Genomic DNA, 22,675 nt, shown 5'->3' on the forward strand with positions numbered 1-22,675 from the left:
TCCAGCAAGCCAAAATTGGCGAATATATTCAGTTAACTAAAGAAGACAAGCCTTATTCCGCCACTCAATATGCCATGGAGAAAAGTCTGATTCATGACGTATTGTCCGGAAATTCAAAGGGTGCCAAAGCAACCTTAAATGAAATGCTGGGGCAGATTTACTTCTCCTCGGGCAATAATATCGAGATTATAAAGGTAAGGACCATTGAATTAGTTGCTTTATTATCCAGGGCAACCTATGAGGCCGGTTCTAATGAAAGTTCCGTTTACCATATGACGGAATCTTTTATGATGGAATTAACCAACGTTAAGAATCTTACCGATCTTTCCTATGTGTTAATGGAAACCCTGGAACAGTTTACGAATATGGCATTTTCCCATACCAATAATAATAATCTTTCTGTTATAAAAAAGAGTATTGATTTTATCAATGACCATTACAATCAAAATATCACTTTGGAAATGGCAGCCGATCAAGTAGGGCTGAATCCTGCTTATTTTTCAACTTTGTTTAAAAAAGAGACAGGAATCAACTTTTCCAGTTATCTGTTAAATCTGAAAATTGAAAATGCCAAGCTTTTACTGAAAAACTCCAACCTTTCTCTTATTAACATAGCCGTAGAATTAGGATTTGATAATCAAAGTTATTTTTCTAACGTCTTTAAAAAGGCCACCGGAATGACTCCTAAGCAGTATAGGCAAACTTTATAATATTATTTGCCGGCAATAGTCTCATAAATCGTATCTGATTTAAAATTTAATTATTAAAAACTTTATCCAGTTTTTCTGCCTCAAGACTCCTGCCAATCAGACATATTTTTGTCTGTCCCGATCTTGCTGTCTGGTCCGGCAATTGCTTTATATTAGTTTCACCCGGTACGTATTCCACGGAATATAATCCTTGTTCGGAATCCGTACAGATACCTTTTAACCTGTGTACTTCACCATAGATATTATTTTCTATGTCATTGATAAAAAGCCGGACTTCATTGATATTTATACTATCTTCCCTTATAATTTCATAACTTTCAAAATCATTGACATGATTGATTCTAAGCCGAAGCTGCTGTTTGGACACGGGAGCATCGTTTTTTAACTCCATAAGCTGTTTAAAACTTGCTAAAGGGATACTGTCCCATGGGTCTGATATGATATGACAGGAGGGGTTGATTTTATATATCTCTGTTATGATAGTATGCTTTTTGAATTCATCCATTCCGTCTGTTTTACTTAAAAATATTACCTGGCTTGCCCGTATCTGGTCTTCAAAAAAGTCTTTTGATATCATGGTTCTTAAGTAGTAATTTTTCCCGTCCACAATCGTAATAATATGGTCTGTTTCACATAGTTCCTCCAGTTCTTTTTGTAACAGGAGTTTTTTCATTTCTGATAACTTTGCAATACCTGTAGGTTCCACAATGATTCGGTCGGGGTGAAATTCTTCTGTTATATCGAAAATACCTTTTGACAATTCCATGGAACTGCTGCAGCAAATACAGCCTGCCTGTATGGGTTTTACAGTCAAACCTTCCCTTCCTAAGTTTTCCTGGTCAATATTAATTCTTCCAAATTCATTTTCCAGAATCACAATGGTTTCATCCGGAAATACACCTTCCATTAATTTTTTAATAAAGGTTGTTTTTCCTGCTCCTAAAAAACCGGATATTATATCTATTTTTGTTTTTTTCATTTTACACCCCATGCATTTTGCAAGTTTACTTGCGAAACTGCCCAAATAGAAAGTGAAAGTTTAATTTTCACACTATTGCCCATTACCAAACCAATTCACCTTGGTATAAGAATATAACAAGAACCTAACCTGCTTTACGTTGCAGGTATTAGTTATTATCCAGTCTTTGAAAAATAACTGGGAATCCCAAAGGTTATTTTGTGATTTACCCAGTTATTTTAGATAACAATTAATTAAAATTTTTCTGTCAAATTTTATGAATTCCAACGGAACTTAAGATGTTATAGTTCTTCCTTACGGTAAAAATGTAAATTTTAGATTCCGTACTCAGCCGGATTATATTTAGAAGTATCTACTTCTTTTTTCATTTCTGCGATGAATGCTTCTTCATCTTCCGGAATTTCTTCTATCTGTGATTCTAAAATATCAAGCCAGTTTAATTCTCTTTCTTCTAATACAAGCTCTTTATTTTTTACCGCTCTTTGTAATATCTCTAGTGTTAATTTAGCTGTATTTAATGTACGGATAAACGGATCCTGGGTCTTAACGATTTCATTACCGATTTCAAAAGCGATCTCCGGTCTTAAAATATAAGCCTGGGGATCTAAGTAGCAGTCTGATTCCACAAGGAAATCCCTCATTAACTTAGCTTGTCCTTTATTTGCGGCAGTATTCATAAGGCGGCAGTCATAGATTAACTGTTCCGTAGATACAACCGGTGCAAAACCGCTTAATAATTTAACCTGCTGAACAGATTCATTACTCCAAAGGTCGGCTACGGAAGCTGCTATATTACCGATGGGGCTGAAGTGAGCACATGCTGCACTCTTACCCTCCAAAGCGATCGGAGTACCGGTTATTGCTTTCAGATAAACATTTTCGTAAGCACAGTCTTTACCAGGTCCTACCGCGCCGTTTTCAATGGCAATAAGCGCTCTTGGTGTGGTAATGGTTCTCATTACGGTCGCATATACCTTAGGAATAAAGCCCTGTTCTGCAAGTACCATGGAAGTATTGGCAAAACCACAGGCAGAATCTCCGCCGGATATGGCATTATGAGCTTTGGCAATGTCAGAAATATTTGTCCATAACCATTTCATATCTCTTGAAGCCAGGCAGCCAAGTGCAAAGATAGAGGTTCTAAGATCTGCATTTACGATTGCTTCGTCATTTACTTCTTTACCGCCGGTGGATTCAATGGCTAATATGTCGGCACCATCTCTTGCAGTACCCTCAAATGTCTTAACCATGGCTTCCCAATACTGTCCGCTTCTCATAACAGGCGGGCGGCTCATTTCTCTAAGGTCGTTAGGAGTCATTCTCATGGCACTTTTTAAACCATATTTTGCTTCATATTCAAACATGGTATCACGAAGTAATTTGTGTATTTCAATACCCCACTCCGGATGTTCCGTCATATCCGGTAAGGTTTCAAATTCTACTACAAGTCCGGGCGCATGTAATTCATGGGCCTTTTTTAATACTCCATCAATAATATCCTTGTAAATCCTCAATACTTCAGGCATGGTTTCCTGTCTGATATTCATTGGAGGAAGGGTAAAATTAACTTCCGGATAAATCAGACCTCCACCAATCACTAAACCATTTTTGGTTGTTACAGGATTGGGACAGGAACCGTAAGTAAAATCATCTACGGAAGTGTATGCTAATTTTGTAAACTGTCTGCTCATATAGTGTCCTCCAATTACTTATTAGATTTAGATAACAAAAAGGCTTTTGCGTTTTCTGCCGCATCACTTGCATTGGCAGTGTATGCATCTGCACCTACGGAATCAGCAAAAGCCTGATTAACCGGAGCTCCGCCTACCATAATTCTATATTTATCCCTTACACCTGCTTTTTCAAATTCACGGATAACATCTCCGATCGCCGGCATGGTTGTTGTTAATAAAGCGGAAATACAAACGATATCGGCACCCACTTCTTCTGCTTTTTCCACAAATGCGATATCAGGAACGTCAATACCTAAATCATATATTGTTGCTCCCATACCTTTCATCATCATGGCAACTAAGTTTTTACCGATGTCATGTAAATCTCCTTTTACAGTACCGATAACTATTTTACCAATTGGTTTTACGCCGGTAGCGGTAAGTAATGGTTCAAGAATTGCTAACCCAGCTGACATAGCTCTTGCAGCAACTAACATTTCCGGAACATAAATTTTATTATTCTTAAAATTATCACCTACAATTCCCATGGCACTGATAAGACCTTCATTTAAAATCTTTTCAATGGATATACCTTCTTCTATTCCCTGATTTACAAGCTCTTTTACCTGCTTTGCTTTTCCTTTTTGTACTGCCAATGATAATTCTTCAAAATCCATAAAATACCTCCCAAAGTATTGTTGTTATTTAAAGTTGATGGTATAAGTATATCTTTTTCCGACGGATAAGTATTTCATTCTCTTTATAATTTTTATAAAATTTTTGGGACTTATCCTTAAACTTCAAACACAAATTAAGTATTTTATCAGTAGATTAACATAAATCTAAAAATATGAATAAATAATGTTATTATTTTTAGATAAAACACGCAATCTTCCTTAGGTTTGGCAGATGCATCCCGCCGCCCAGAGGGTTTTATATTTAATCGGGAAGTTCGGAGAACTATCCGTTTAAACCGGAAGAAACACGCTCTGCGTTTCTTCGGTTCGAATGCGCGTTGGAATTAGTGCCGGCAAGCTTGTTAATTCTCACTTTGCTTTCGCAGAATAAAAAAGGATTTGCTACAGATATATGAAATCCGGAACAAATCCTTAATTCTTATTATACGAGTATGTATTAGTGCATTAATAAAGTATTCCATAATTTTTTAATACAAAAATTAAAATCTATCTTATCCACATCCTCTTTTGTTAAAATAGGTATCTCTTTTACAAACTCTTTCCCCACATAATATTTTGCAAAACCTACGGGGGAACCCGCTTTCACGGGTGCTTTAATAGCAGACGGAATTTTATAAATAATATTTACTTTTTCATTTTCGCTTATTAATAAAGTAATGTCCCCTCATAATAAAGATCAACATAATTCTTCTTGCCATCTTCTACATAAACTGGGTTAAATACTTTATCTGCCTTAAATATTTGTTTTAACTCAAAATTATCCATACCAAAATCCATTAATTTCGTTGTATCAGACCACTTATAACTTTTATGAGGCGGCCAACCACAGGCTAAAACCGTAGATATAAAAGTTTTGTTATCCTTTTTTACTGCCCCTACAAAACAATAACCGGCCTTACCGGTAAAACCGGTTTTTACACCAATTGCTCCATCATATATGTAGAGAAATCGATCTTTGTTACTGACTGAAAAAGTCCTGCCTTTTTTTAACTCTTGAAATTCCCAGGCAGATGTATTGGTGATTTTAATAAACTCATCATTTTTTACAGCATAACTGGCGATTTTAGCGAGCTCTACAGCTGTAGTATAGTGTCCTTCCGCATCCAATCCGTTGGGTGTAACAAAACGAGTATGCTCACAACCTAATTCTTTCGCCTTTTTATTCATCATCTTAGCGAACCCTTCAACTGAACCGCCTACATGTTCTGCAATTGCGACTGCTACGTCATTATGGGACTCAAGCATTAAGGAATAAAGAAGGTCACTTAATTTAAACTGCTCACCCTCCCTGATATTTAACTGTACATCCGGCATGGTGGAAGCATATTTTGATACGGTAACGATATCATCTAATTTAGCATTTTCCAAGGCTACAATACAAGTCATTATTTTAGTTGTACTAGCCATTGGCATTTCCTTATATCCGTTTTTTTCATATAAAACACGCCCGGTATCAGCATCCATTAAGGCCGCCGATTGGGCGTATAATTTAATACTTTCATTATTGGCTGAATCTGCGGATTCCATTATTTTTTTTTCCAGTTTTTCTAATTCGCTGTCTGTATCGGCTTCCGATGATTTATCCGTATTCGGACTATTTATATTTTCTGCCTGGAGTTTGTCTGTAATACCTTCAAAATATGTTATTCCCATAAAATACAGAATGATTAAGGATATTATAATACCAAAAATTTTTATCTTCACTTTATTAACTTCCTACAAATATACTTAGTTAAAGTTTATTGAAATTCTGTAATAATATGCGTATAAATTAACTTGTTTTCTAAACTGTTTGACATTCTTTTTTACCGGCATTATCATTAGAATAAGATATCTTTCTATGTTAAGTTTTTTAGATTGTTTATTTATGTTTTAATTATGAAAACAGGGAGGAAAAAATTATGGAAAAGGATTTATATACTTTAGCTAAAGATAAAGCTTTGGAATATTTTGAAAAAGCTCATATTGTTTTAACGGAAAAAGAAAAAAATGAAGTAGAAGTTGCAGATTTTGGATTAGGGGATTTGTATCAGACCGGACTTGAAAGTGTTGTTTATATTAATACGGATAACTGCTGTGCAAAAGAAATGGTCCTCTTTCCTTACCAGACTTGTCCGGAACATATTCATCCTCCCATCGGTGACCATTATCCAGGTAAAGAAGAAACCTTCCGTGTCAGAATGGGTACTGTATACTTATATGTTGAAGGGGACCCTGTTTCAAATCCAAAAGCGATAATACCGAAAAATTCCGAAAAATTCTATACGGTTTTTCATGAAATCACTTTACAGGCTGGAGAACAATATACCCTTTATCCAGGTACGAAACATTGGTTCCAGGCAGGAAGCGAGGGTGCGGTAGTGAGTGAATTCAGTACTCATTGCTACGATGAATATGATATTTTTACGAATCCTGCTATAAAGCGAATACCAGATATAATTAATTGATTATTTCTTTTCTAGTCAAAGAGCAGACGGCACTAAAAGTAGATCTCCATCTGCTCAAAATAATCTTATAAAGTTCCAATTTTACTTAGGTAATTGCGAAACGAGTAAATTGTATTAACTGTATGGTATATTCAGAAAACTATATCGTTTCGCAATTACCTGGTTTTATTTTACTAGTGAATTTTAACTGCCTGCATCTGGGCTTTTACACAAAGTTCTGCTGCTTTAAAAGCGTGTTCCTGGGTCATGGCATTCTCTGTCCGGTTTAGACAATCTAAAATCAATTGCCCGAAAAACGGATAACCTACTTTACCATTTACGTCAAAATGCTGTTCTCCGTCTCCATTAACTAAATACACATGGTTTGAAGTCTTTTCACGTGCCACATCTACATACTTGCGGATTTCCATATATCCATCCGTACCAAGTAGAAATGTCCTGCCGTCTCCCCAGGTACTTAAACCGTCGGGAGTGAACCAATCTACTCTGAAATACTGCGTCGCACCATTATCCCCAACTAAAACTGCATCACCAAAATCGTCCAATTCAGGGTAAGCCGGATGATTGTAATTGGCTATCTGGCTTCGAACTACGGTTGCATCTTTAACATCGGCATAAAATAAAAATTGTTCAATCTGGTGGCTGCCTATATCGCAAAGTATACCGCCATATTTATCTTTCTTAAAAAACCATTCGGGTCTGCCTGCCGCTCCCAGCCGATGTGGTCCCATTCCCATAACCTGAATTACCTTGCCAATTGCACCACTTTTTACTAATTCACCGGCATAAACTGCACTTTCAACATGGATTCGTTCACTATAATAAACCATATATTTTTTACCGGTTTCTATTACGGCAGCCTTAGCTAATTCCAGTTGTTCTAACGTAGTTAATGGTGCTTTATCTGTAAAATAATCTTTTCCTGCTTTTAACACCCTTAGCCCCAGTGCACATCGTTCTGAAGTTATAGCGGCACCTGCAATTAATTTTACCTCCGTATCAGACAGAATTTCATCTTCTCCCTTGGCCATTTTCGTCCCCTGAAAAGCTTTACAGAAATCCTCCATCTTTTTTATATCCGGATCATAAACATATTTTATCACAGCACCAGCTTCCACTAAACCATTACACATACCATATATATGCCCATGATCTAATGCAATTACCGCAATAACAAATTCACCGGATCCTACTACGGGCTGTGGCATACCTTTTGGTGCATAATTCATTCCATCGCTCTTTTGCATACGGTTATCCTCCACTATGTCAATTCTCATAATTACTTCCTGTTGTAATTACTTCATTTTCAAAATTTTCTACAGCTGTAGATTTATTATAAAAGTATTTTGCATTTTTTAAAATTCCCTTTACCGTATAAAATTCGTCCTCATTTGCAATAGGAAGAGAAACTGTCTGCTCCGTACATCCTGCTTTGTATATGGCAGTAATCAGTTCAATTGTCCTTCTTCCGTCAATACCGCCAATGAATGGGTCTGTTTGATTGAGAATTGATTGAATCACATTATGTATCTGTCCGGTATGTTTTTCATAGGGAAGCACCGGAAGGTTTTTGTATGTTTCATTTAATTCATTTTCTAATTCTATATTTTCTTTCGGAAAACCGTTACTTCTGGACAGAGAGGCAGCTACTTTCCAGGGAACCGATATTCTGGCTTTTTCACCCTGAAATATAATCTGCTGTTCTTCTCCATGATGAATTACCGAGCTGGTGATTTGTGCCAGGCTCCCTTTCGGATATTGTAATATGGCAATTGATATATCTTCTACCTCCGCATTGTCATGTGCGGTATTACTTAGAATCGAAGTTACCTTATCCGGCAGCCCCATCATCCAGTTTAACATGTCAATATGGTGCACGGCATGATTTAAGGTACAGCCTCCGCCTTCTTTTTCCCAGGAGCCCCTCCACCATAAATCATAATAGCAATGTCCTCTCCACCACAAAGAATCAATTTGTGCATGCAAAACCCGCCCAATTAAACCACTGTCCAGAATCTTTTTTACATGATTAATCGGATTGCGGAAACGGTTTTGTGCGATTACGGAAAGGATTCCTTTACCAATTTTCTGTGCTTCAATAATCTTATCGCATTCTTCAAGGGAAGCAGCCATTGGTTTTTCTACAATTACATTTTTTCCATCTAAGAGGAAGTCACACGCAATTTCCGCATGGGTATAAGGCGGCGTACATATACTAATAAGATCGATATCTTTTCTTCCTAATAATTTTTTGTGGGAATCCAATATTTCAACATCAACATTCCATTCTTTAGCTTTAGCCGCCGCTTTTTCCGGATAAATATCTATAAAAGCAACTAATCTGCACTCTTCGGGGAAGGTTAAATAACCCTCTATATGCGAACCTGATATATTACCGGTTCCTATAATTGCTACATTTAACATAATAACTCCATTCCATTAAAATTTTATTTCATAACTATTCTTATGTTTAAGATTATACCCTTGGCTTAAGTATACCATAAATTTACATATAGTAGTTATATTTCTAATATTTTTAGATTATTAGGACTAATTATTAATATTTTAATCGATACTGTTATAATATTCTGTGCGTTCTGCTATAATATCGTCCAGACCGTATTTTTGCAGTTCGGATTTCCATTCTGCTACGACAGCATCAAATTCCGCCGGAGGACAAGTAATCGCTTTAACAGAGTATGTATCATTGGTAATTTGAATATTGGCACTTTGTTCAACCATAGTTGGTGCTGAGAAAGTCGGCTCAAAAAGACGTGTGCCTGCAATTGCGTTATTATAGTTTTCCAATACATACTTCTCCCATCCGGGTAATTCCTTTGCAGTTGCATTCATGAATTCGTCTTCTGTTTTATAATAACCTTGATTTCCGACTAAAAATAAATCATGTCTGGTCCAATCTTTTGTTTTAGCATTATACTCAGCATCCTTTACGACAGGTATTCCATTATCATATTCAAAATGTTCTCCCTCGAAACCATGGAAAATAGTAAACCCGCCGTTTCCGGCTAAGAAATTAAGGTATTCCAAACAAGCTTCAGGATTTTTTGCTGTTTTTGGTATAAATACATAAGCACCATTAATAGGATAGGAAGTATTATAGATTACACCGTCATTGACATTTTTAAAGGGTTTTATAGATATAAATTCTGACTCCGGAATATTTTGTTTTAGGTTCTGCAATAACCCTCCCTTAAGGTATCTACATTTCCATTCACGTCATATTCCCACACCCCTAAGGTACCGTTTACAAAATACTCTTTCTGGGTTTGAGAAAAGTCTACATGCGCATAATATTCGCTGTCCATTAAGCCCTCATTATAAAGTTTATTTAAAAATCTCATATAATCAGCGAATCCTTCATCCGAATAAATCCAGCTTCGCTCAATATAATTAATTGCATATTGTTTGGGATCCGAACAGCTTTTTAAAAATGCATGTGCAACCGGTCCCGCGGCACCATCTGTAAACATGGAAGCTGCTATTACGTTTTTACTGCCAACACCACCCGGATCTTTTTCTTTAAATGCTTTTAAAACCGTATGAAGTTCATCAATGGTAGTAGGAATTTCCATATTCAAGGTATCCAGCCAGTCTTTGCGGATATTAATATTAGTTCTTGCAGAAGTCGCGCGTCTGGCAGGTATACTCCATATCTCCCCATTTTGATTAGTTCCTACCTTAATAACATTTTCACCAAGATATTCTTTCAACATTGCATATTTATCGGATCCGTTGATATACTCCGCTAAATTGTAAGTACCACCGTCATTATAAAAACCCTGCACCGTAGATCCGGTATAACAAAGCATAATATCTGCAGCAGTTCCTGAGGCCATCATGGTGTTAACCTTATTTAACTCTTCACTCCTGGCAACTGCTATATATTTCACTTCAATACCGTATTCCGCCATCTGCTCATTAATCCATTTTGTCCAACGGTTATCTGTTACTGTTCCTTCTCCGTCCGGTGCATTACTTCGATCAAAAACCATAGCCGTTATGGTACAATTGTATTGGGTTTTCTCAGTACTATCATTCGATTGACCGGCAGTATTAATTTCTTTTGTATTTTCTGATGTTTTACTCGTTTCTTCCGCCGTACCCTGAACTTCCTTTAAAGTATTGGATTCGCCTTTGTTTGCGCAGGCTGTTAATAGTACAAGGACTGCTGTTAATAGTAATGTTAATACCTTTTTAATACATTTTTTCATAAATCCACCTCTCTCTTTCTTTTTCATTTATTAGACTAAAATACCTATTCCGTATCAGCCTTTCACTGCTCCTAACATAACACCTTTCACAAAATATTTCTGCAGCCATGGATAGATTGCCACAATGGGCAGAGTAGCTACAACAATACTAGTCATTTTTAGTGATTCCGCCATAACCTGATTGCCAAGACCTTCCGTATTGTTATTTAATTGATTTAATTCCTCCGTAAATAATAACTGTCTTAACCGCAGCTGCAAGGTAAATTTCTCAGGACTTTGAATATACATTAATGCAGAAAAGTACTCGTTCCAGTATGCGACTGCATAAAACAGGCCTATCGTCGCTATAATAGGCAATGATAAGGGAAGAACAATTTTCAATAAACAGGATAAGTCATTGCAACCGTCTAAAACTGCAGCTTCTTCCAGACTTTCCGGGAGCTGCATAAAGAAAGTTTTCATTACAATAAAATTAAAAACATTCATAGCGGAGGGTAAGATTAACGCCCATACGGAATCTACTAAATTTAAATTCTTAACAACAAGAAATGTAGGGATGATACCACCGCTGAAATACATGGTAAACATAATAAATGCAGTTAATATACCTCTGCCCTTTAATCTTTTTTTAGACAATGCATAAGAGGCTCCAATGGTTAAGAGAAGTCCCAATATTGTTCCGATTGCAGTAACAAATATGGTGATTCCCATAGAGGTCCAAATTGCATTTTTCCCTAATATTTCTATATAAGATTTAAATTGCAGTTCCTTGGGGAAAAATGTGATTTCTCCTGACAGGATAGGACGGTTACCGCTTAAAGAATAAGCCAAAACGTTTAAAAATGGATATACACATATAATTACAAATACTGCTATAATCAAATAATTAAGTACCATCATCCCGGTTATCGGACGCTTCTTATATAATTTTTTATTTTCCGTTTCCAAGTAATATTTCCCTCCTATAATAATCCTTCTTCACCCATCGCTTTCGAGAACCGATCCGCTGTTAATAAAAGGATAATATTAATAACCGATTGGAATAATCCAACGGCGGTTGCCATACTGTACTGTGCTTTTGTTAATCCTATCTTGTATACATAAGTACTGATTACTTCCGATACGGCGGTTACCTTTTGATTACCCAGCAATAAAGGAGCGTCCAGCCCTATTGTCATCATACGGCTTAAAGAGAGAATTAACATCATGACAATTACGGGTTTAATCGATGGCAGGGTAATATACCAAAGCCTTTGCATCTTACTTGCACCATCTATGTAAGCAGCTTCATATAATGTTTCATCCAGTCCGGTCAATGCAGCTAAATATACGATAGTACCCCACCCAATCTCTTTCCAGACATTTGCAATTACATAAGTAAAAATCCACCACTGGTCACTGCTTAAAAAAGGAATTGTAGGGATTCCGATTGAATTTAATACATTATTAATGGTTCCTCCGGTAGCAGAAAATAAATTCGTAACCATTCCGGCAACAACCACCCATGAAATAAAATGCGGCAGATATAATAATGATTGGGATAATTTTTTAAACTTAAGGCTTACTACTTCATTAATCATAAGAGACAGTATTATTGTTAATGGAAAATTAACCAATAATGTTAAAATATTTAAAACCAGGGTGTTCTTAACAGAAGACCAAAATAAAGGTTCAGCAAATACTTTTTGAAAAACTTTAAGACCTACCCAGGCGCTATCGGTAATTCCTTTAAACATGTTAAAATCTTTAAATGCTATTACAACACCATACATTGGTATATATTTAAAAACATAATAGTATGCAATAACCGGTATCATCATCAGATATAACCATCGATCCCTTTTCAGATAATACAGGATTTTGATTTTCTTATTTCTTTTGTCTGATATTTTATTTTTTGATATATTCATATTTTATACCTTTGCATATCACTGGTGTATCAGTGATATAGCCACACAATAAGCAGCGAAAGAATTCTTTTGTGGCATCCTTTACTTAGATTTTCTTTCTCTCTTTACATAGCAAGTATTCTGTACTTTTTTCTGCACTCCTCTCCCAGTTATATAATTCACAGATAATGCCTCCTTTCTAATTATGTAGAAATTTTACATAAAAATCATAGCATCATAATTCTATAGGGAACAAGTCTTAATCTATCGCATTTAATATCAATTTCTATTCCGGTATTAAAAAGAGCGAAATTGATATAATTAACTATTTTCTGATAGGGCTATTCACATTGACATATATTCCTGAATTTTCTATAATTTAATTGTCTGTAAATAAATATTTCATGAAAAGGGCTTGTCACTTTTTTAGGCAAAATATGATAATACATTGTGACATAATGGTATTTGTATGAAAAAAATAAGAGATATATTTAAATATGATAAACTTCTTAGCGGTTACAGAAAATTTTATACCTCAATCTTATTATCTTTTATTCTTTCTTTAATTCTGCCTGTTTTAATATCCGGAATTATCCTATATGTATCTCTATATCATAATGCGAAAAACGATTTTTATAAGACACATGAAAAACAAATAAGTGAAATTACCTCCTATATCTGGCAGACTACTAATAATATAGAAACCGATTTGTCTTATTTAAAGACGGATACTGCATTCCGAAACTATCGTAAATTAATAAATGACGAAGTAAAAACCTCAGTTTCAGAGTATCAGCATATTGCCAACAATCTGTTAAGTATTACTTCAAAATATTCTTCGTTATACTCTATTTATTTTTATGATAAAGATTTTGATACCATATATAATACAGATTATGGTTCCAGTACCTGGGATAACTTTCATGATACGGATTGGATAAAAGAAATTTCGAATGTTTCAAGAGTCCAGCGGTTAAAACCAAGAATTAATATGAATCTGTCTTATTATAAACAATTAAAACCTTCCTCATTTTTATTATATAAACCCCAGCAAGTGTTAAGTTTGGTTTGTCAGGCAAATACTACAAAAATGTTTGTAGCGAACATAAGTATTGCAGACCTTTATAATGATTTGGTGAATCTTTATTCATTAAATCAGGATGGATGTTTGTTTTACATAATAGACGACACAAACCAAATAATCTATGCCCAGAATTCGAATCAAATAAATACCGTATTTCCGGTAGATCTAAAAAAACAAAAAAATTTAGCGTTTTCAAATCAAGATAGCGTATATTTTGCTTCTGATTTTTATGACGGACAGTTGTATTGTGTAATATCTTATCCTATTGCTACAATGAATACCGCGACCAATTACTTTGCTGATTATGTCATATTAATCTGCATTTGTTTACTTATTTTTTTAGTTTTTTTAGCAAAGATAGTATCAAAAAAACTGTATCACCCAATTGATGATTTATATAAAAATATCCAAAATACTTTTACGGAGTCGGTAGCTTCCAAAAAGAACATAAAAGATGAAATAGCTGTATTAAAGGAAACTTTTCAAAGCCTTAACGCTAATAATTCCTCTATGAACTTTATACTTTCCTCTTACGAAACTATAGTACGAAATCATAATTTAAAAATGTATTTTGAAGGTTCCTTAAGTTATGAGGATTTAGTAGACGGAAATAAGGTTCCATATATTAATATTGATAAATCCTATTATAATCAATTAATATTATTCCGTTTACCAAAGGAATTTTTATTAACTAAGTCTGTTCATGAAATGTCATTGCTGCATAATAAAATTAAAGATGTAATGAATACCTATATTAAGAATGCTCCCAATGGGTTTTTCATCCATTTTCAGCAGGATACTTTTCTGGCGTTTATAAGTATTAAGAATACGAATGCCCTGCAGCAATTAAAGCAAATTCTGTATACCGTTATGGAAGAACTTTTAGAACAGCAGGTTTTCTGCATTGAATCAAATTATATAAGAACAGCTGATGAATTACTGCCCTCCTATCATGAATGTGTTAATGCAATGAAACATGCCGTATTTTTCGGTCAAAATGAAGCTATAATACCAGTTACAAATATTATAAAAATTATAAGTTTAATTATGATTTTCTTGTTAACGCTGAGGCAGGATTAATACGTAATATTCTCCTTTATAACCAGGACGGATGTAATCACATTATAAAAGATGTTTCTCAAAAAATACGTACCACACCGAATGTTTCCTATGCTATTGATATCTGGACACAGATACTGGCAATTGTGAATAAAAATATGTATTTGGAAGATATATTAAAGATACATGTATCTGCAGGAATCAGGCAGCTGGATACTTTAATTGAAATGGAGGAATTTTTAATCGATATATGCAGCGGAACTATTAAATATTATATATCCCATTCTCAGACAGAAGGTCAATATTGTACCGATGCAAAGAATTTTATAGAAGAAAATTATATGAAAGATTTCAGTATTTCAGATGTAGCAGATTCCTTAAATATCAGTTACCAGTATTTAAGTAAAATTTTCAAGACCCAATGCGGACGTAGTATGTCAGACTACCTTAATTATATCAGGATTGAAAAAGGAAAAGAATATTTGCGTAATACCAATGAATCATTTACTAAAATTGCTCAGAAAATTGGCTATAATAATGTACAGAGTTTTCAACGTTTTTTTAAAAAATATGAAAATGTAACACCTTATAATTATCGAAAGTTAAATTCAATACGATAATTTATTATGAATCATTTTAAAAAGAGTTTTCATACTTAAAGAAAAATGCTAAGAGAGAATGCCTATTTCAAGACTCTGATTCTATGTCTTAAATAGGCATTCTCTCTTAGCGTTTATAAACGAACCGTTATTTAAAACCGGTTATTATTGAATTTTAGTGTTTAATTCTCCGCAGAAATTTGTCTGTAATATTTTAATGATTTCTTCATAAGAATCTGTTAAACTTAATATCCAGATTAGTTTGGTATAAACCGCTTCCGTAGTCATATCATATGCGGAAATCATCCCGATTTTATTTGCTTTAATACCGACTTCATAAGTGTCCAAATTTACTCCGTCATAAACACATTGGGTAGCCATTATAATAGGTATTTTTCTTTTAATCAATGTTTCCAGTTTATTCATCAATTCCGTATTGGCTACCGGCATACCGCCAAGACCGTACCCCTCAATGATCAGCCCCTGGTAGTTTTCATTCTGAATATAATCGATTATGCTCTCATCTATACCAGGTATCATTTTAAGCAGATATATTTTCGGTATAATTGTCTCTTTTCTCTTGCGGGCGGGTATAATATCCGTTCCGGATTCATTTTCTTTAATTTTTTTGTAATCAGAAGTTATAAACAGTGTTCTGTCCTTGATTACACCCACATAAGGATAATTACAGCTGATATAGGCATCAATATTAATGGAACTACGTTTGTAAGCCCTTGTTCCGTTAATGATTTTATCATGGAAAACAACAAAAACACCGGACAATCTTCCATCTCCAGCCGTAATAATTGCATCGATTAAATTATTTACGCCATCGCTGTTATCATATACAATAGGTAACTGGGAACCGGTAAGTACGATGGATTTATTTATCCCAAGGAACAGATAAGATAACATTGCGGCACTGTAAGACATCGTATCCGTACCGTGTAATATTACGATTCCATCATATTGATTAATATGTTTTCTGATGGAGTCTTCAACGATATACCAGTCACTCGGTATAATATTACTGCTGTCTTTATTAAAAATAGGTTCAATTGTTACATCATAATCGCCTGCCAGACTATAGATTTTTTCATACAAAATATGAATAATATTTTCATTATCAGGTTTTAAACCATCCATAGTCTGTAAACTGACGATTGTCCCGCCTGTTGTAAGAACCAATATTCTCTTCAAAATGATTCCTCCATTTTTAACTTAAGTAATTTATTGATATTACTTGTTTTCCCCATTATATGCCCTGAAATATAAATTTGCAATGTTAATTCCAAACATAATATATAGGAGTTTTTCCCTGCTAATATGTACACTCGTATTCATTTTGGACCACGAAATTAACCTTTAACACTTAAAGCCTTATAGTCCTTTAAAAAATAATTTGATTCCGCTTGTTGTATAATGTTTTAAAGCCAAAATTTAAGGAACAGAATACCGTTAAACATACTGCGGTACAAATGGCTATCATAATGGCTATCTGGTACATAATGGCTGTTGTCGGTAATGTACCGGATAAAATCTGGCCGGTCATCATTCCGGGCAAGGAAACGATTCCCATACCCAGCATATTGTTTAAGGTCGGTAAAAGTGCGGTTTCTAAAGAATTATTGACATAAGGCAATAAAATTTTTTTAGGAGTAACACCTAAGTTTAATAGCGCATCAATTTTATTTCTCTGTTTTTTTATATTTTCCGTAAATGTCTTTAGCCCTAATGTCATTCCCGTCATAGCGTTACCGATTATCATACCTGCAAGAGGTATGGTATATTGCGGATTAAAGATATCTTCCCCTACTACTGCCAGTACAAAAAAAGCAAGGACGATAACACCGGATAAACCCATAGATAAAGCAACCGCTATTTTAAAATTTATATTAATATCCTTATTTTTGGATAACACCCTGCGAATGGAATACCCAACCATAATTATGATATATATCACAACAAAAGCAGGATGAGGATTCCCGAAAATATAGGTTAAAATTAATCCGGCCAAAACAAGCTGTACCGTCATACGAAAACTTGCCAGTAGAAGTAATTTTGTTTGGTTTATTTTTGATTTTTTCATGATAAACAAAACAATCAATAACAATAAATAAACAAGGCTAAATTGCAGTATATTTAATTGTACGATTCCATTCATACCTTTTCCCTCTTTTCAATCGTAATTATAGTATCTGCAAAAGAATCGGTCAGCTCCTTATCGTGACTGACAATAATAGCAGTTATCCCGTTTTCTTTACAAAATATAAGCACATTATGTATCACATTAAAACTGTTTTGTTTATCCAATGCGGAAGTAGGTTCGTCTAACATAATTACTTTCGGTAAAAAGGATAAAAAAATAGCTGTATATACTCTTTGTCTTTCACCACCTGACATGGTAAGGCAGTCTTTATCCAACGGAAAATCGATGCAGCAGATATCTAAAAATTCTTTCATCTTTTGCTCTGAGGGAACAGTTTTTCCCCTATATTCATAGAATTTATTAAAATTTTCTTTAATACTTTCATCAAAGAGGTATAATGACTGGCTTATTAACAAGATCTCTTTGCGTAAATTTATAGTATCAACTGTTAATATATCCTTACCCCGATAATATACAGCCCCGCCGCTTGGTGACAATGTCCCGTTAAATAACCGAAGCAAGGTGGATTTACCGGTACCGCTTTTGCCTACAATGAAATTAACCTTATTTTCATTGATTTGAATATCCTGATAATAAATCATATTCTGAAAACTCAAAGACTTTGTTTCTATTATTATTTTGTCCATTTTAGCCTCCGATGATAACGCTTTTATTAATAATAGCATTTAACTAGCATTGTGTCAAAGCAACATACCAATATTTGAAATAATTTACATATATTAATAATTGCAAAGAATAAAATAAGCCTTTCATAAGTATTTCTTAATACTTTATAAGAGTAACTTAAAAAACACTCCCGTTTTATTTGGTATAATCAACTCTGAACTTAGGATAATAAGTTATGAAAATAATATTCCAAAGAAAAAGGAATATCAATCTGTTACAAAAAGGAAACTATCATTTAAATTTAGTTTTCCAGAAAAGAGGTTAAAATGGTAAAGAAAAAAATAGCAGTTTTATTTGGAGGATGTTCCACTGAATATGATGTATCCCTTCAATCAGCTTATGCAGTTATTACCCATATGAATCTTGATTTGTACGAAGTGATTATGATAGGAATTACAAGGGAGGGTAATTGGTATCGCTATCAGGGAGACACTTCAAAATTATTAGACAATACCTGGTTTATGGACGTATCCTGTACTCCCGCCCTATTATCACCAAACAGATCAGACCATGGTTTAATAGAATTTAAAGAAGATGGAATTGTTCTTACAAAATTAGACGCAGCCTTTCCGGTACTTCACGGTAAAAACGGTGAAGACGGTACTGTCCAGGGGCTTATTGAACTTGCCGGTATCCCATTGGTCGGTTGTGATACCTTAAGTTCAGCGATTTGTATGGATAAAGATTACGCTCATAAAATTGTTTCTTTGGCAGGAATTAAAACACCTGCTTCCGTTGTTATTCGGAAAGGATTACCAAAATTCCAGCTGCAAAAGCTGACTGAACATTTAAATTATCCTTTATTTATAAAACCCGTTAAATCCGGTTCTTCTTTCGGAATAACCAAAATTGAATATGAGGAAGATTTGCTGGAGGCAGTAAATACAGCATTTTTACATGATACAAAAGTTGTTATTGAAGAGAATATTAATGGATTTGAAGTAGGTTGTGCCGTATTAGGCTCAGAAGAATTGATTATAGGAGAAGTGGATGAAATAGAATTGTCCCACGGTTTCTTTGATTATACGGAAAAGTATACATTAAAAACCTCCAGTATCCATATGCCGGCAAGAATTTCCGGGGAAACAGCTAATCATATTAAAGAAACAGCACTTAGAATTTACAGAGAATTGGGATGCAGTGGGTTTGCCAGAGTTGATATGTTCTTGACACCGGAGGGAACCATTGTTTTTAATGAAGTTAATACGATTCCCGGTTTAACATCCCATAGCCGGTACCCCAATATGTTAAAGGGTATAGGTCTCAGTTTTGAGAATATTTTGGACAAACTGATATTATTAGCACTTAAAAACTGACTATATAAGGGGGGTATGTTGAAAGAAAATATAAGAATAGAAGGGATGCCACATGCAGAATCTTTCAACCTTTCTATTGTGGCAGTAACACATCTGCCTGCAGATGTGTTATATAATGGGTGTTAAAATGAGAACTTTAAATTTCGATACGCTTAACATATATAATGGTAATCTGATCCTTGTTAACAAAGAACATCCGATTACACGCAGGGATAATAAATATGCGGCTTCCCTGGTTTCCGTTGATTCCAGACATCCGGAAATATTATTAGATTATATTGCTGCAAAAGAATTATCACAACTTATAAATCACTTAAATGCAGATAACGAAATACTCCCCGTAAGCGGTTATCGGACCCTATCCGTGCAGAAACAAATATACTCTGATTCCGTAGATGAAAACGGGGTTGAATTTACGGAAAAATATGTAGCACTGCCAAACCGGAGTGAACATCAAACCGGTCTGGCAATCGATCTGGCAGAAAATAACGGAGAATATGATTTTATAAGGCCATATTTTCCATATTCCGGTATTTGCATGCAGTTTCGTAAAAAAGCTATACATTATGGCTTTATTGAACGTTACCCGAAAGGGAAAGAAGGAATTACCGGAATCGCCCATGAACCATGGCATTTTCGATATGTAGGCTATCCACATTCGGAAATTATGAGTTTAAAAAATCTGACTTTGGAGGAGTATATAAAATATATCAAAAACTTCCCTTATAAAGGAAAACATTTAAAATTCTTTAATTATGAATTTACCTATGAAATTTTTTACTGCAGCCTTGCTTTCATACAGCAGAATCCACTAACCTTACCTGCTAATACACCTTATCAGATTTCGGGAAATAATATAGATGGATTTATTATTACATTGAGGAAAATAAAATGAATCATATCACTACCGCTCGCAAAGGGCAGACAAACTTAATAAAAGAAAATTATGACGGTTTAGACTATTTCAGGATGATAGCGGCATTTCTAATTGTGGCAATACATACTTCCCCCCTTACATCCATTAATACGACTGCTGATTTTGTATTTACCAGGATAATTGCCAGGGTTGCAGTTCCATTCTTTTTTATGGTAACCGGATTTTTTATAATATCTGGATTTCTAAAGGATAACAGTTTTAGAAATCCGGATAAATATTCCGTTAAGCCAGACACCGCTCCGCTCACGAAATTCCTGAAAAAAACGGCGGATCTCTATGGAATTGCCATGTTAATCTATATTCCGGTTAATCTCTACAGCGGATATTTTAAACAAAATAATATGTTTTTAAAATTACTAAAAGATATCCTTTTTAATGGAACCATGTATCATTTATGGTATTTACCGGCTGTAATTACTGGAGTACTCTTTGTATATTTACTCTTAAAAATAAATAAAGGTACCGTGTTTTTACTCATTAGCATCATACTCTATCTTGCCGGATTATTAGGAGACAGTTATTACGGATTGACCGAATCGATTCCCATATTAAAAAATTGTTATGACTTTTTGTTCCAACTATTTGATTATACCAGGAACGGGATCTTTTATGCTCCGGTATTTTTGGTTATGGGAGCTTTTATCGCCCGCTCTGTGAAACCGTTATCATTAAGAAAATGTATCGCAGGATTCATTGCCTCCTCTGTGCTATTATTTATAGAAGGATTATTATTGCATGCTCATAATATGCAGCGCCATGACAGCATGTATTTGTTTTTAATACCCAGTATGTATTTTCTTTTTCAGCTGCTTTTGCACTTTAAAGGAAATTATTATAGAAGTTTCCGAACCTTTTCCATGATTATCTATATTATTCATCCTTTTGCTATCATACTGGTAAGGGGATTAGCAAAAGTATTGGGTTTGGAAGACTTTCTTATCTATAACAGTCTTATCCATTACCTGGCGGTATGTCTTCTGTCCTTAGTATTCGGATACTTTTATGTATATGCAATCCGCCATATAAAGCAGGGCAAGCCGGACATAAAGGGAAGGGCATGGATTGAAATTAATTTAAATCATTTAAGACATAATGTGAAAGAATTTCAATCCATATTACCGAAAAATTGTACTCTAATGGCAGTTGTAAAGGCCAATGCCTATGGACATGGGGATATTAGAATTTCAAAAGAGCTTAATAAAATTGGAGTAACTTCCTTTGCTGTCGCTACTCTGTCCGAGGGGGTGCAGCTTAGAAAAAACGGGGTTAAAGGTGAAATATTAATATTCGGTTATACTCATCCACAGGATTTCAAACTTCTGGTAAAATATCGTTTAATCCAAACTGTGGTGGATTTGGAATATGCCCAGATTTTAAATCGTTATGGCAGCAAAATAAAGGTTCATATTAAGATTGATACCGGTATGCACCGTTTAGGAGAAAATTATAATAATATATCCAATTTGGAAGCAATTTTTAATTTAAAAAATCTGGTTATATTGGGTGCTTATACTCATCTTAGCGTATCGGACAGTTTAACAAAAGAAAATACCGCTTTTACGAAAGCACAGATCGAACATTTCTATAAGACCATACAAAACCTCAATGATTTTGGTTATAATCCCGGTAGACTTCATATTCAAAGCAGTTACGGTGTTTTAAACTATCCGGAACTATCCTGTGATTACGCCCGAATCGGAATCGCACTTTACGGGGTATTAAGTTCTGCTTATGATAAAACCAGAGTATCCATTGATCTAAAACCGGTATTATCGGTAAAAGCCAGAATTGTTATGACCAAAACGATTGAAAAAGGGGATGCTGTCAGCTACGGACGAACCTTTACCGCATCGGAGGAAAGAAAGATCGCAACGGTGACCATAGGTTATGCAGACGGAATTCCACGAAATTTAGAAGATGGATATATCCTTGTAAATGGATACCCTGCACCGATAATCGGCAGAATATGTATGGATCAGTTGATGATAGATATTACGGACATACCGGGTGTTGAACCGGATGAAATTGTCACTGTAATTGGTATTAATGAAACAAATCAGATAAAAGCTGAAGAAATAGCCATGAATTCCGGTACCATTACAAATGAATTATTAACCAGACTTGGTAACCGTTTAAAACGCATCTATATCAACTAAAATATTGCAACAACCTAACCTAAGAACTGTTTAGATATGGGGTTGTTGCAATATTTAAAA

The 22,675-nt window shown here is 34.7% G+C and carries 21 protein-coding genes; 7 read left to right on the top strand and 14 right to left on the bottom strand.

Annotated features, from left to right (window positions below):
• Positions 1–74: 74 nt before the first annotated feature.
• A complete protein-coding gene (locus tag Ana3638_RS17555) occupies positions 75–710 on the top strand; it encodes an AraC family transcriptional regulator (protein WP_161839196.1) in 636 nt (211 codons plus the stop codon).
• A gap of 46 nt (positions 711–756) precedes the next feature.
• On the opposite strand, the gene Ana3638_RS17560 is transcribed toward Ana3638_RS17555, so the two are convergent.
• From Ana3638_RS17560 to Ana3638_RS17580, 5 genes are all read right to left on the bottom strand, one after another.
• Positions 757–1,689, bottom strand: coding sequence for a CobW family GTP-binding protein (locus Ana3638_RS17560; protein WP_161839197.1), 933 nt, complete (start codon positions 1,687–1,689; stop codon positions 757–759).
• A gap of 314 nt (positions 1,690–2,003) precedes the next feature.
• The gene (locus tag Ana3638_RS17565; RefSeq protein WP_161839198.1) at positions 2,004–3,380 is read right to left on the bottom strand and encodes a methyltransferase MtaB domain-containing protein; all 1,377 of its coding nucleotides are present in this window, start codon (positions 3,378–3,380) and stop codon (positions 2,004–2,006) included.
• Positions 3,381–3,394: 14 nt separating this feature from the next.
• Positions 3,395–4,039, bottom strand: a complete 645-nt coding sequence (locus Ana3638_RS17570; RefSeq protein ID WP_161839199.1) for a corrinoid protein — start codon at positions 4,037–4,039, stop codon at positions 3,395–3,397.
• Positions 4,040–4,496: 457 nt separating this feature from the next.
• Positions 4,497–4,646, bottom strand: a complete 150-nt coding sequence (locus tag Ana3638_RS26860) for a hypothetical protein (protein WP_334297119.1) — start codon at positions 4,644–4,646, stop codon at positions 4,497–4,499.
• A 59-nt stretch (positions 4,647–4,705) separates the two neighbouring features.
• On the bottom strand, positions 4,706–5,764 hold the full coding sequence (locus Ana3638_RS17580; protein WP_246240337.1) for a D-alanyl-D-alanine carboxypeptidase family protein: 1,059 nt from the start codon (positions 5,762–5,764) through the stop codon (positions 4,706–4,708).
• Positions 5,765–5,961: 197 nt separating this feature from the next.
• On the opposite strand from Ana3638_RS17580, the gene Ana3638_RS17585 reads away from it, so the two are divergent.
• Positions 5,962–6,507, top strand: a complete 546-nt coding sequence (locus Ana3638_RS17585) for a cupin domain-containing protein (RefSeq protein WP_161839200.1) — start codon at positions 5,962–5,964, stop codon at positions 6,505–6,507.
• Between the two features lie 173 nt (positions 6,508–6,680).
• Here the strand turns inward: Ana3638_RS17585 and Ana3638_RS17590 are convergent, their stop codons facing one another.
• From Ana3638_RS17590 to Ana3638_RS17615, 6 genes are all read right to left on the bottom strand, one after another.
• Entirely contained in the window at positions 6,681–7,784 is a 1,104-nt protein-coding gene (locus Ana3638_RS17590; protein WP_330587632.1) for a Gfo/Idh/MocA family protein, read from the bottom strand.
• The gene (locus tag Ana3638_RS17595; protein ID WP_161839201.1) at positions 7,774–8,931 is read right to left on the bottom strand and encodes a Gfo/Idh/MocA family protein; all 1,158 of its coding nucleotides are present in this window, start codon (positions 8,929–8,931) and stop codon (positions 7,774–7,776) included. Before Ana3638_RS17595 ends, Ana3638_RS17590 begins: the two co-directional genes overlap by 11 nt.
• A gap of 141 nt (positions 8,932–9,072) precedes the next feature.
• Positions 9,073–9,708, bottom strand: a complete 636-nt coding sequence (locus Ana3638_RS17600; RefSeq protein ID WP_161839202.1) for a type 2 periplasmic-binding domain-containing protein — start codon at positions 9,706–9,708, stop codon at positions 9,073–9,075.
• Entirely contained in the window at positions 9,696–10,739 is a 1,044-nt protein-coding gene (locus Ana3638_RS17605; RefSeq protein WP_161839203.1) for an extracellular solute-binding protein, read from the bottom strand. Before Ana3638_RS17605 ends, Ana3638_RS17600 begins: the two co-directional genes overlap by 13 nt.
• Positions 10,740–10,793: 54 nt before the next feature.
• Positions 10,794–11,687, bottom strand: coding sequence for a carbohydrate ABC transporter permease (locus Ana3638_RS17610; RefSeq protein ID WP_246240340.1), 894 nt, complete (start codon positions 11,685–11,687; stop codon positions 10,794–10,796).
• Between the two features lie 14 nt (positions 11,688–11,701).
• Entirely contained in the window at positions 11,702–12,649 is a 948-nt protein-coding gene (locus Ana3638_RS17615; protein WP_161839204.1) for an ABC transporter permease, read from the bottom strand.
• A gap of 448 nt (positions 12,650–13,097) precedes the next feature.
• On the opposite strand from Ana3638_RS17615, the gene Ana3638_RS17620 reads away from it, so the two are divergent.
• The gene (locus Ana3638_RS17620; RefSeq protein ID WP_161839205.1) at positions 13,098–14,792 is read left to right on the top strand and encodes a hypothetical protein; all 1,695 of its coding nucleotides are present in this window, start codon (positions 13,098–13,100) and stop codon (positions 14,790–14,792) included.
• 125 nt (positions 14,793–14,917) lie between these two features.
• Positions 14,918–15,391 (top strand): helix-turn-helix domain-containing protein, encoded by a 474-nt coding sequence (locus Ana3638_RS17625; protein WP_161839206.1) that lies wholly within the window; start codon positions 14,918–14,920, stop codon positions 15,389–15,391.
• Between the two features lie 144 nt (positions 15,392–15,535).
• On the opposite strand, the gene Ana3638_RS17630 is transcribed toward Ana3638_RS17625, so the two are convergent.
• The 3 genes from Ana3638_RS17630 to Ana3638_RS17640 form a co-directional block, all read right to left on the bottom strand.
• Positions 15,536–16,570, bottom strand: a complete 1,035-nt coding sequence (locus Ana3638_RS17630; RefSeq protein WP_161839207.1) for an asparaginase — start codon at positions 16,568–16,570, stop codon at positions 15,536–15,538.
• A gap of 190 nt (positions 16,571–16,760) precedes the next feature.
• A complete protein-coding gene (locus Ana3638_RS17635; protein ID WP_161839208.1) occupies positions 16,761–17,534 on the bottom strand; it encodes an ABC transporter permease in 774 nt (257 codons plus the stop codon).
• Entirely contained in the window at positions 17,531–18,166 is a 636-nt protein-coding gene (locus Ana3638_RS17640; RefSeq protein ID WP_161839209.1) for an ABC transporter ATP-binding protein, read from the bottom strand. The genes Ana3638_RS17635 and Ana3638_RS17640 overlap by 4 nt, the downstream gene beginning before the upstream one ends.
• Positions 18,167–18,472: 306 nt before the next feature.
• Here Ana3638_RS17640 and vanG point away from each other — a divergent pair, with 306 nt between their 5' ends.
• From vanG to vanT, 3 genes are all read left to right on the top strand, one after another.
• On the top strand, positions 18,473–19,522 hold the full coding sequence (gene vanG / locus Ana3638_RS17645; RefSeq protein WP_161839210.1) for a D-alanine--D-serine ligase VanG: 1,050 nt from the start codon (positions 18,473–18,475) through the stop codon (positions 19,520–19,522).
• Between the two features lie 127 nt (positions 19,523–19,649).
• Entirely contained in the window at positions 19,650–20,417 is a 768-nt protein-coding gene (locus tag Ana3638_RS17650; protein WP_161839211.1) for a D-alanyl-D-alanine carboxypeptidase family protein, read from the top strand.
• Positions 20,414–22,615: a serine racemase VanT catalytic subunit gene (gene vanT / locus Ana3638_RS17655; protein WP_161839212.1), complete on the top strand. Its 2,202-nt coding sequence runs from the start codon at positions 20,414–20,416 to the stop codon at positions 22,613–22,615. Before Ana3638_RS17650 ends, vanT begins: the two co-directional genes overlap by 4 nt.
• The last annotated feature ends 60 nt before the right edge of the window (positions 22,616–22,675 follow it).

It is taken from the genome of Anaerocolumna sedimenticola, from assembly GCF_009931695.1.
GTDB lineage: Bacteria > Bacillota > Clostridia > Lachnospirales > Lachnospiraceae > Anaerocolumna > Anaerocolumna sedimenticola.

Bases quoted from the DNA above. Each gene is read 5' to 3' on its own strand.
- Ana3638_RS17555 (WP_161839196.1), top strand. From the start codon at position 75: ATGGAGAAAAGTCTGATTCATGACGTATTGTCCGGAAATTCAAAGGGT.
- Ana3638_RS17560 (WP_161839197.1), bottom strand. From the start codon at position 1,689: ATGAAAAAAACAAAAATAGATATAATATCCGGTTTTTTAGGAGCAGGA.
- Ana3638_RS17565 (WP_161839198.1), bottom strand. From the start codon at position 3,380: ATGAGCAGACAGTTTACAAAATTAGCATACACTTCCGTAGATGATTTT.
- Ana3638_RS17570 (WP_161839199.1), bottom strand. From the start codon at position 4,039: ATGGATTTTGAAGAATTATCATTGGCAGTACAAAAAGGAAAAGCAAAG.
- Ana3638_RS17585 (WP_161839200.1), top strand. From the start codon at position 5,962: ATGGAAAAGGATTTATATACTTTAGCTAAAGATAAAGCTTTGGAATAT.
- Ana3638_RS17590 (WP_330587632.1), bottom strand. From the start codon at position 7,784: ATGAGAATTGACATAGTGGAGGATAACCGTATGCAAAAGAGCGATGGA.
- Ana3638_RS17595 (WP_161839201.1), bottom strand. From the start codon at position 8,931: ATGTTAAATGTAGCAATTATAGGAACCGGTAATATATCAGGTTCGCAT.
- Ana3638_RS17605 (WP_161839203.1), bottom strand. From the start codon at position 10,739: ATGAAAAAATGTATTAAAAAGGTATTAACATTACTATTAACAGCAGTC.
- Ana3638_RS17615 (WP_161839204.1), bottom strand. From the start codon at position 12,649: ATGAATATATCAAAAAATAAAATATCAGACAAAAGAAATAAGAAAATC.
- Ana3638_RS17620 (WP_161839205.1), top strand. From the start codon at position 13,098: ATGAAAAAAATAAGAGATATATTTAAATATGATAAACTTCTTAGCGGT.
- Ana3638_RS17635 (WP_161839208.1), bottom strand. From the start codon at position 17,534: ATGAATGGAATCGTACAATTAAATATACTGCAATTTAGCCTTGTTTAT.
- Ana3638_RS17640 (WP_161839209.1), bottom strand. From the start codon at position 18,166: ATGGACAAAATAATAATAGAAACAAAGTCTTTGAGTTTTCAGAATATG.
- vanG (WP_161839210.1), top strand. From the start codon at position 18,473: ATGGTAAAGAAAAAAATAGCAGTTTTATTTGGAGGATGTTCCACTGAA.
- Ana3638_RS17650 (WP_161839211.1), top strand. From the start codon at position 19,650: ATGAGAACTTTAAATTTCGATACGCTTAACATATATAATGGTAATCTG.
- vanT (WP_161839212.1), top strand. From the start codon at position 20,414: ATGAATCATATCACTACCGCTCGCAAAGGGCAGACAAACTTAATAAAA.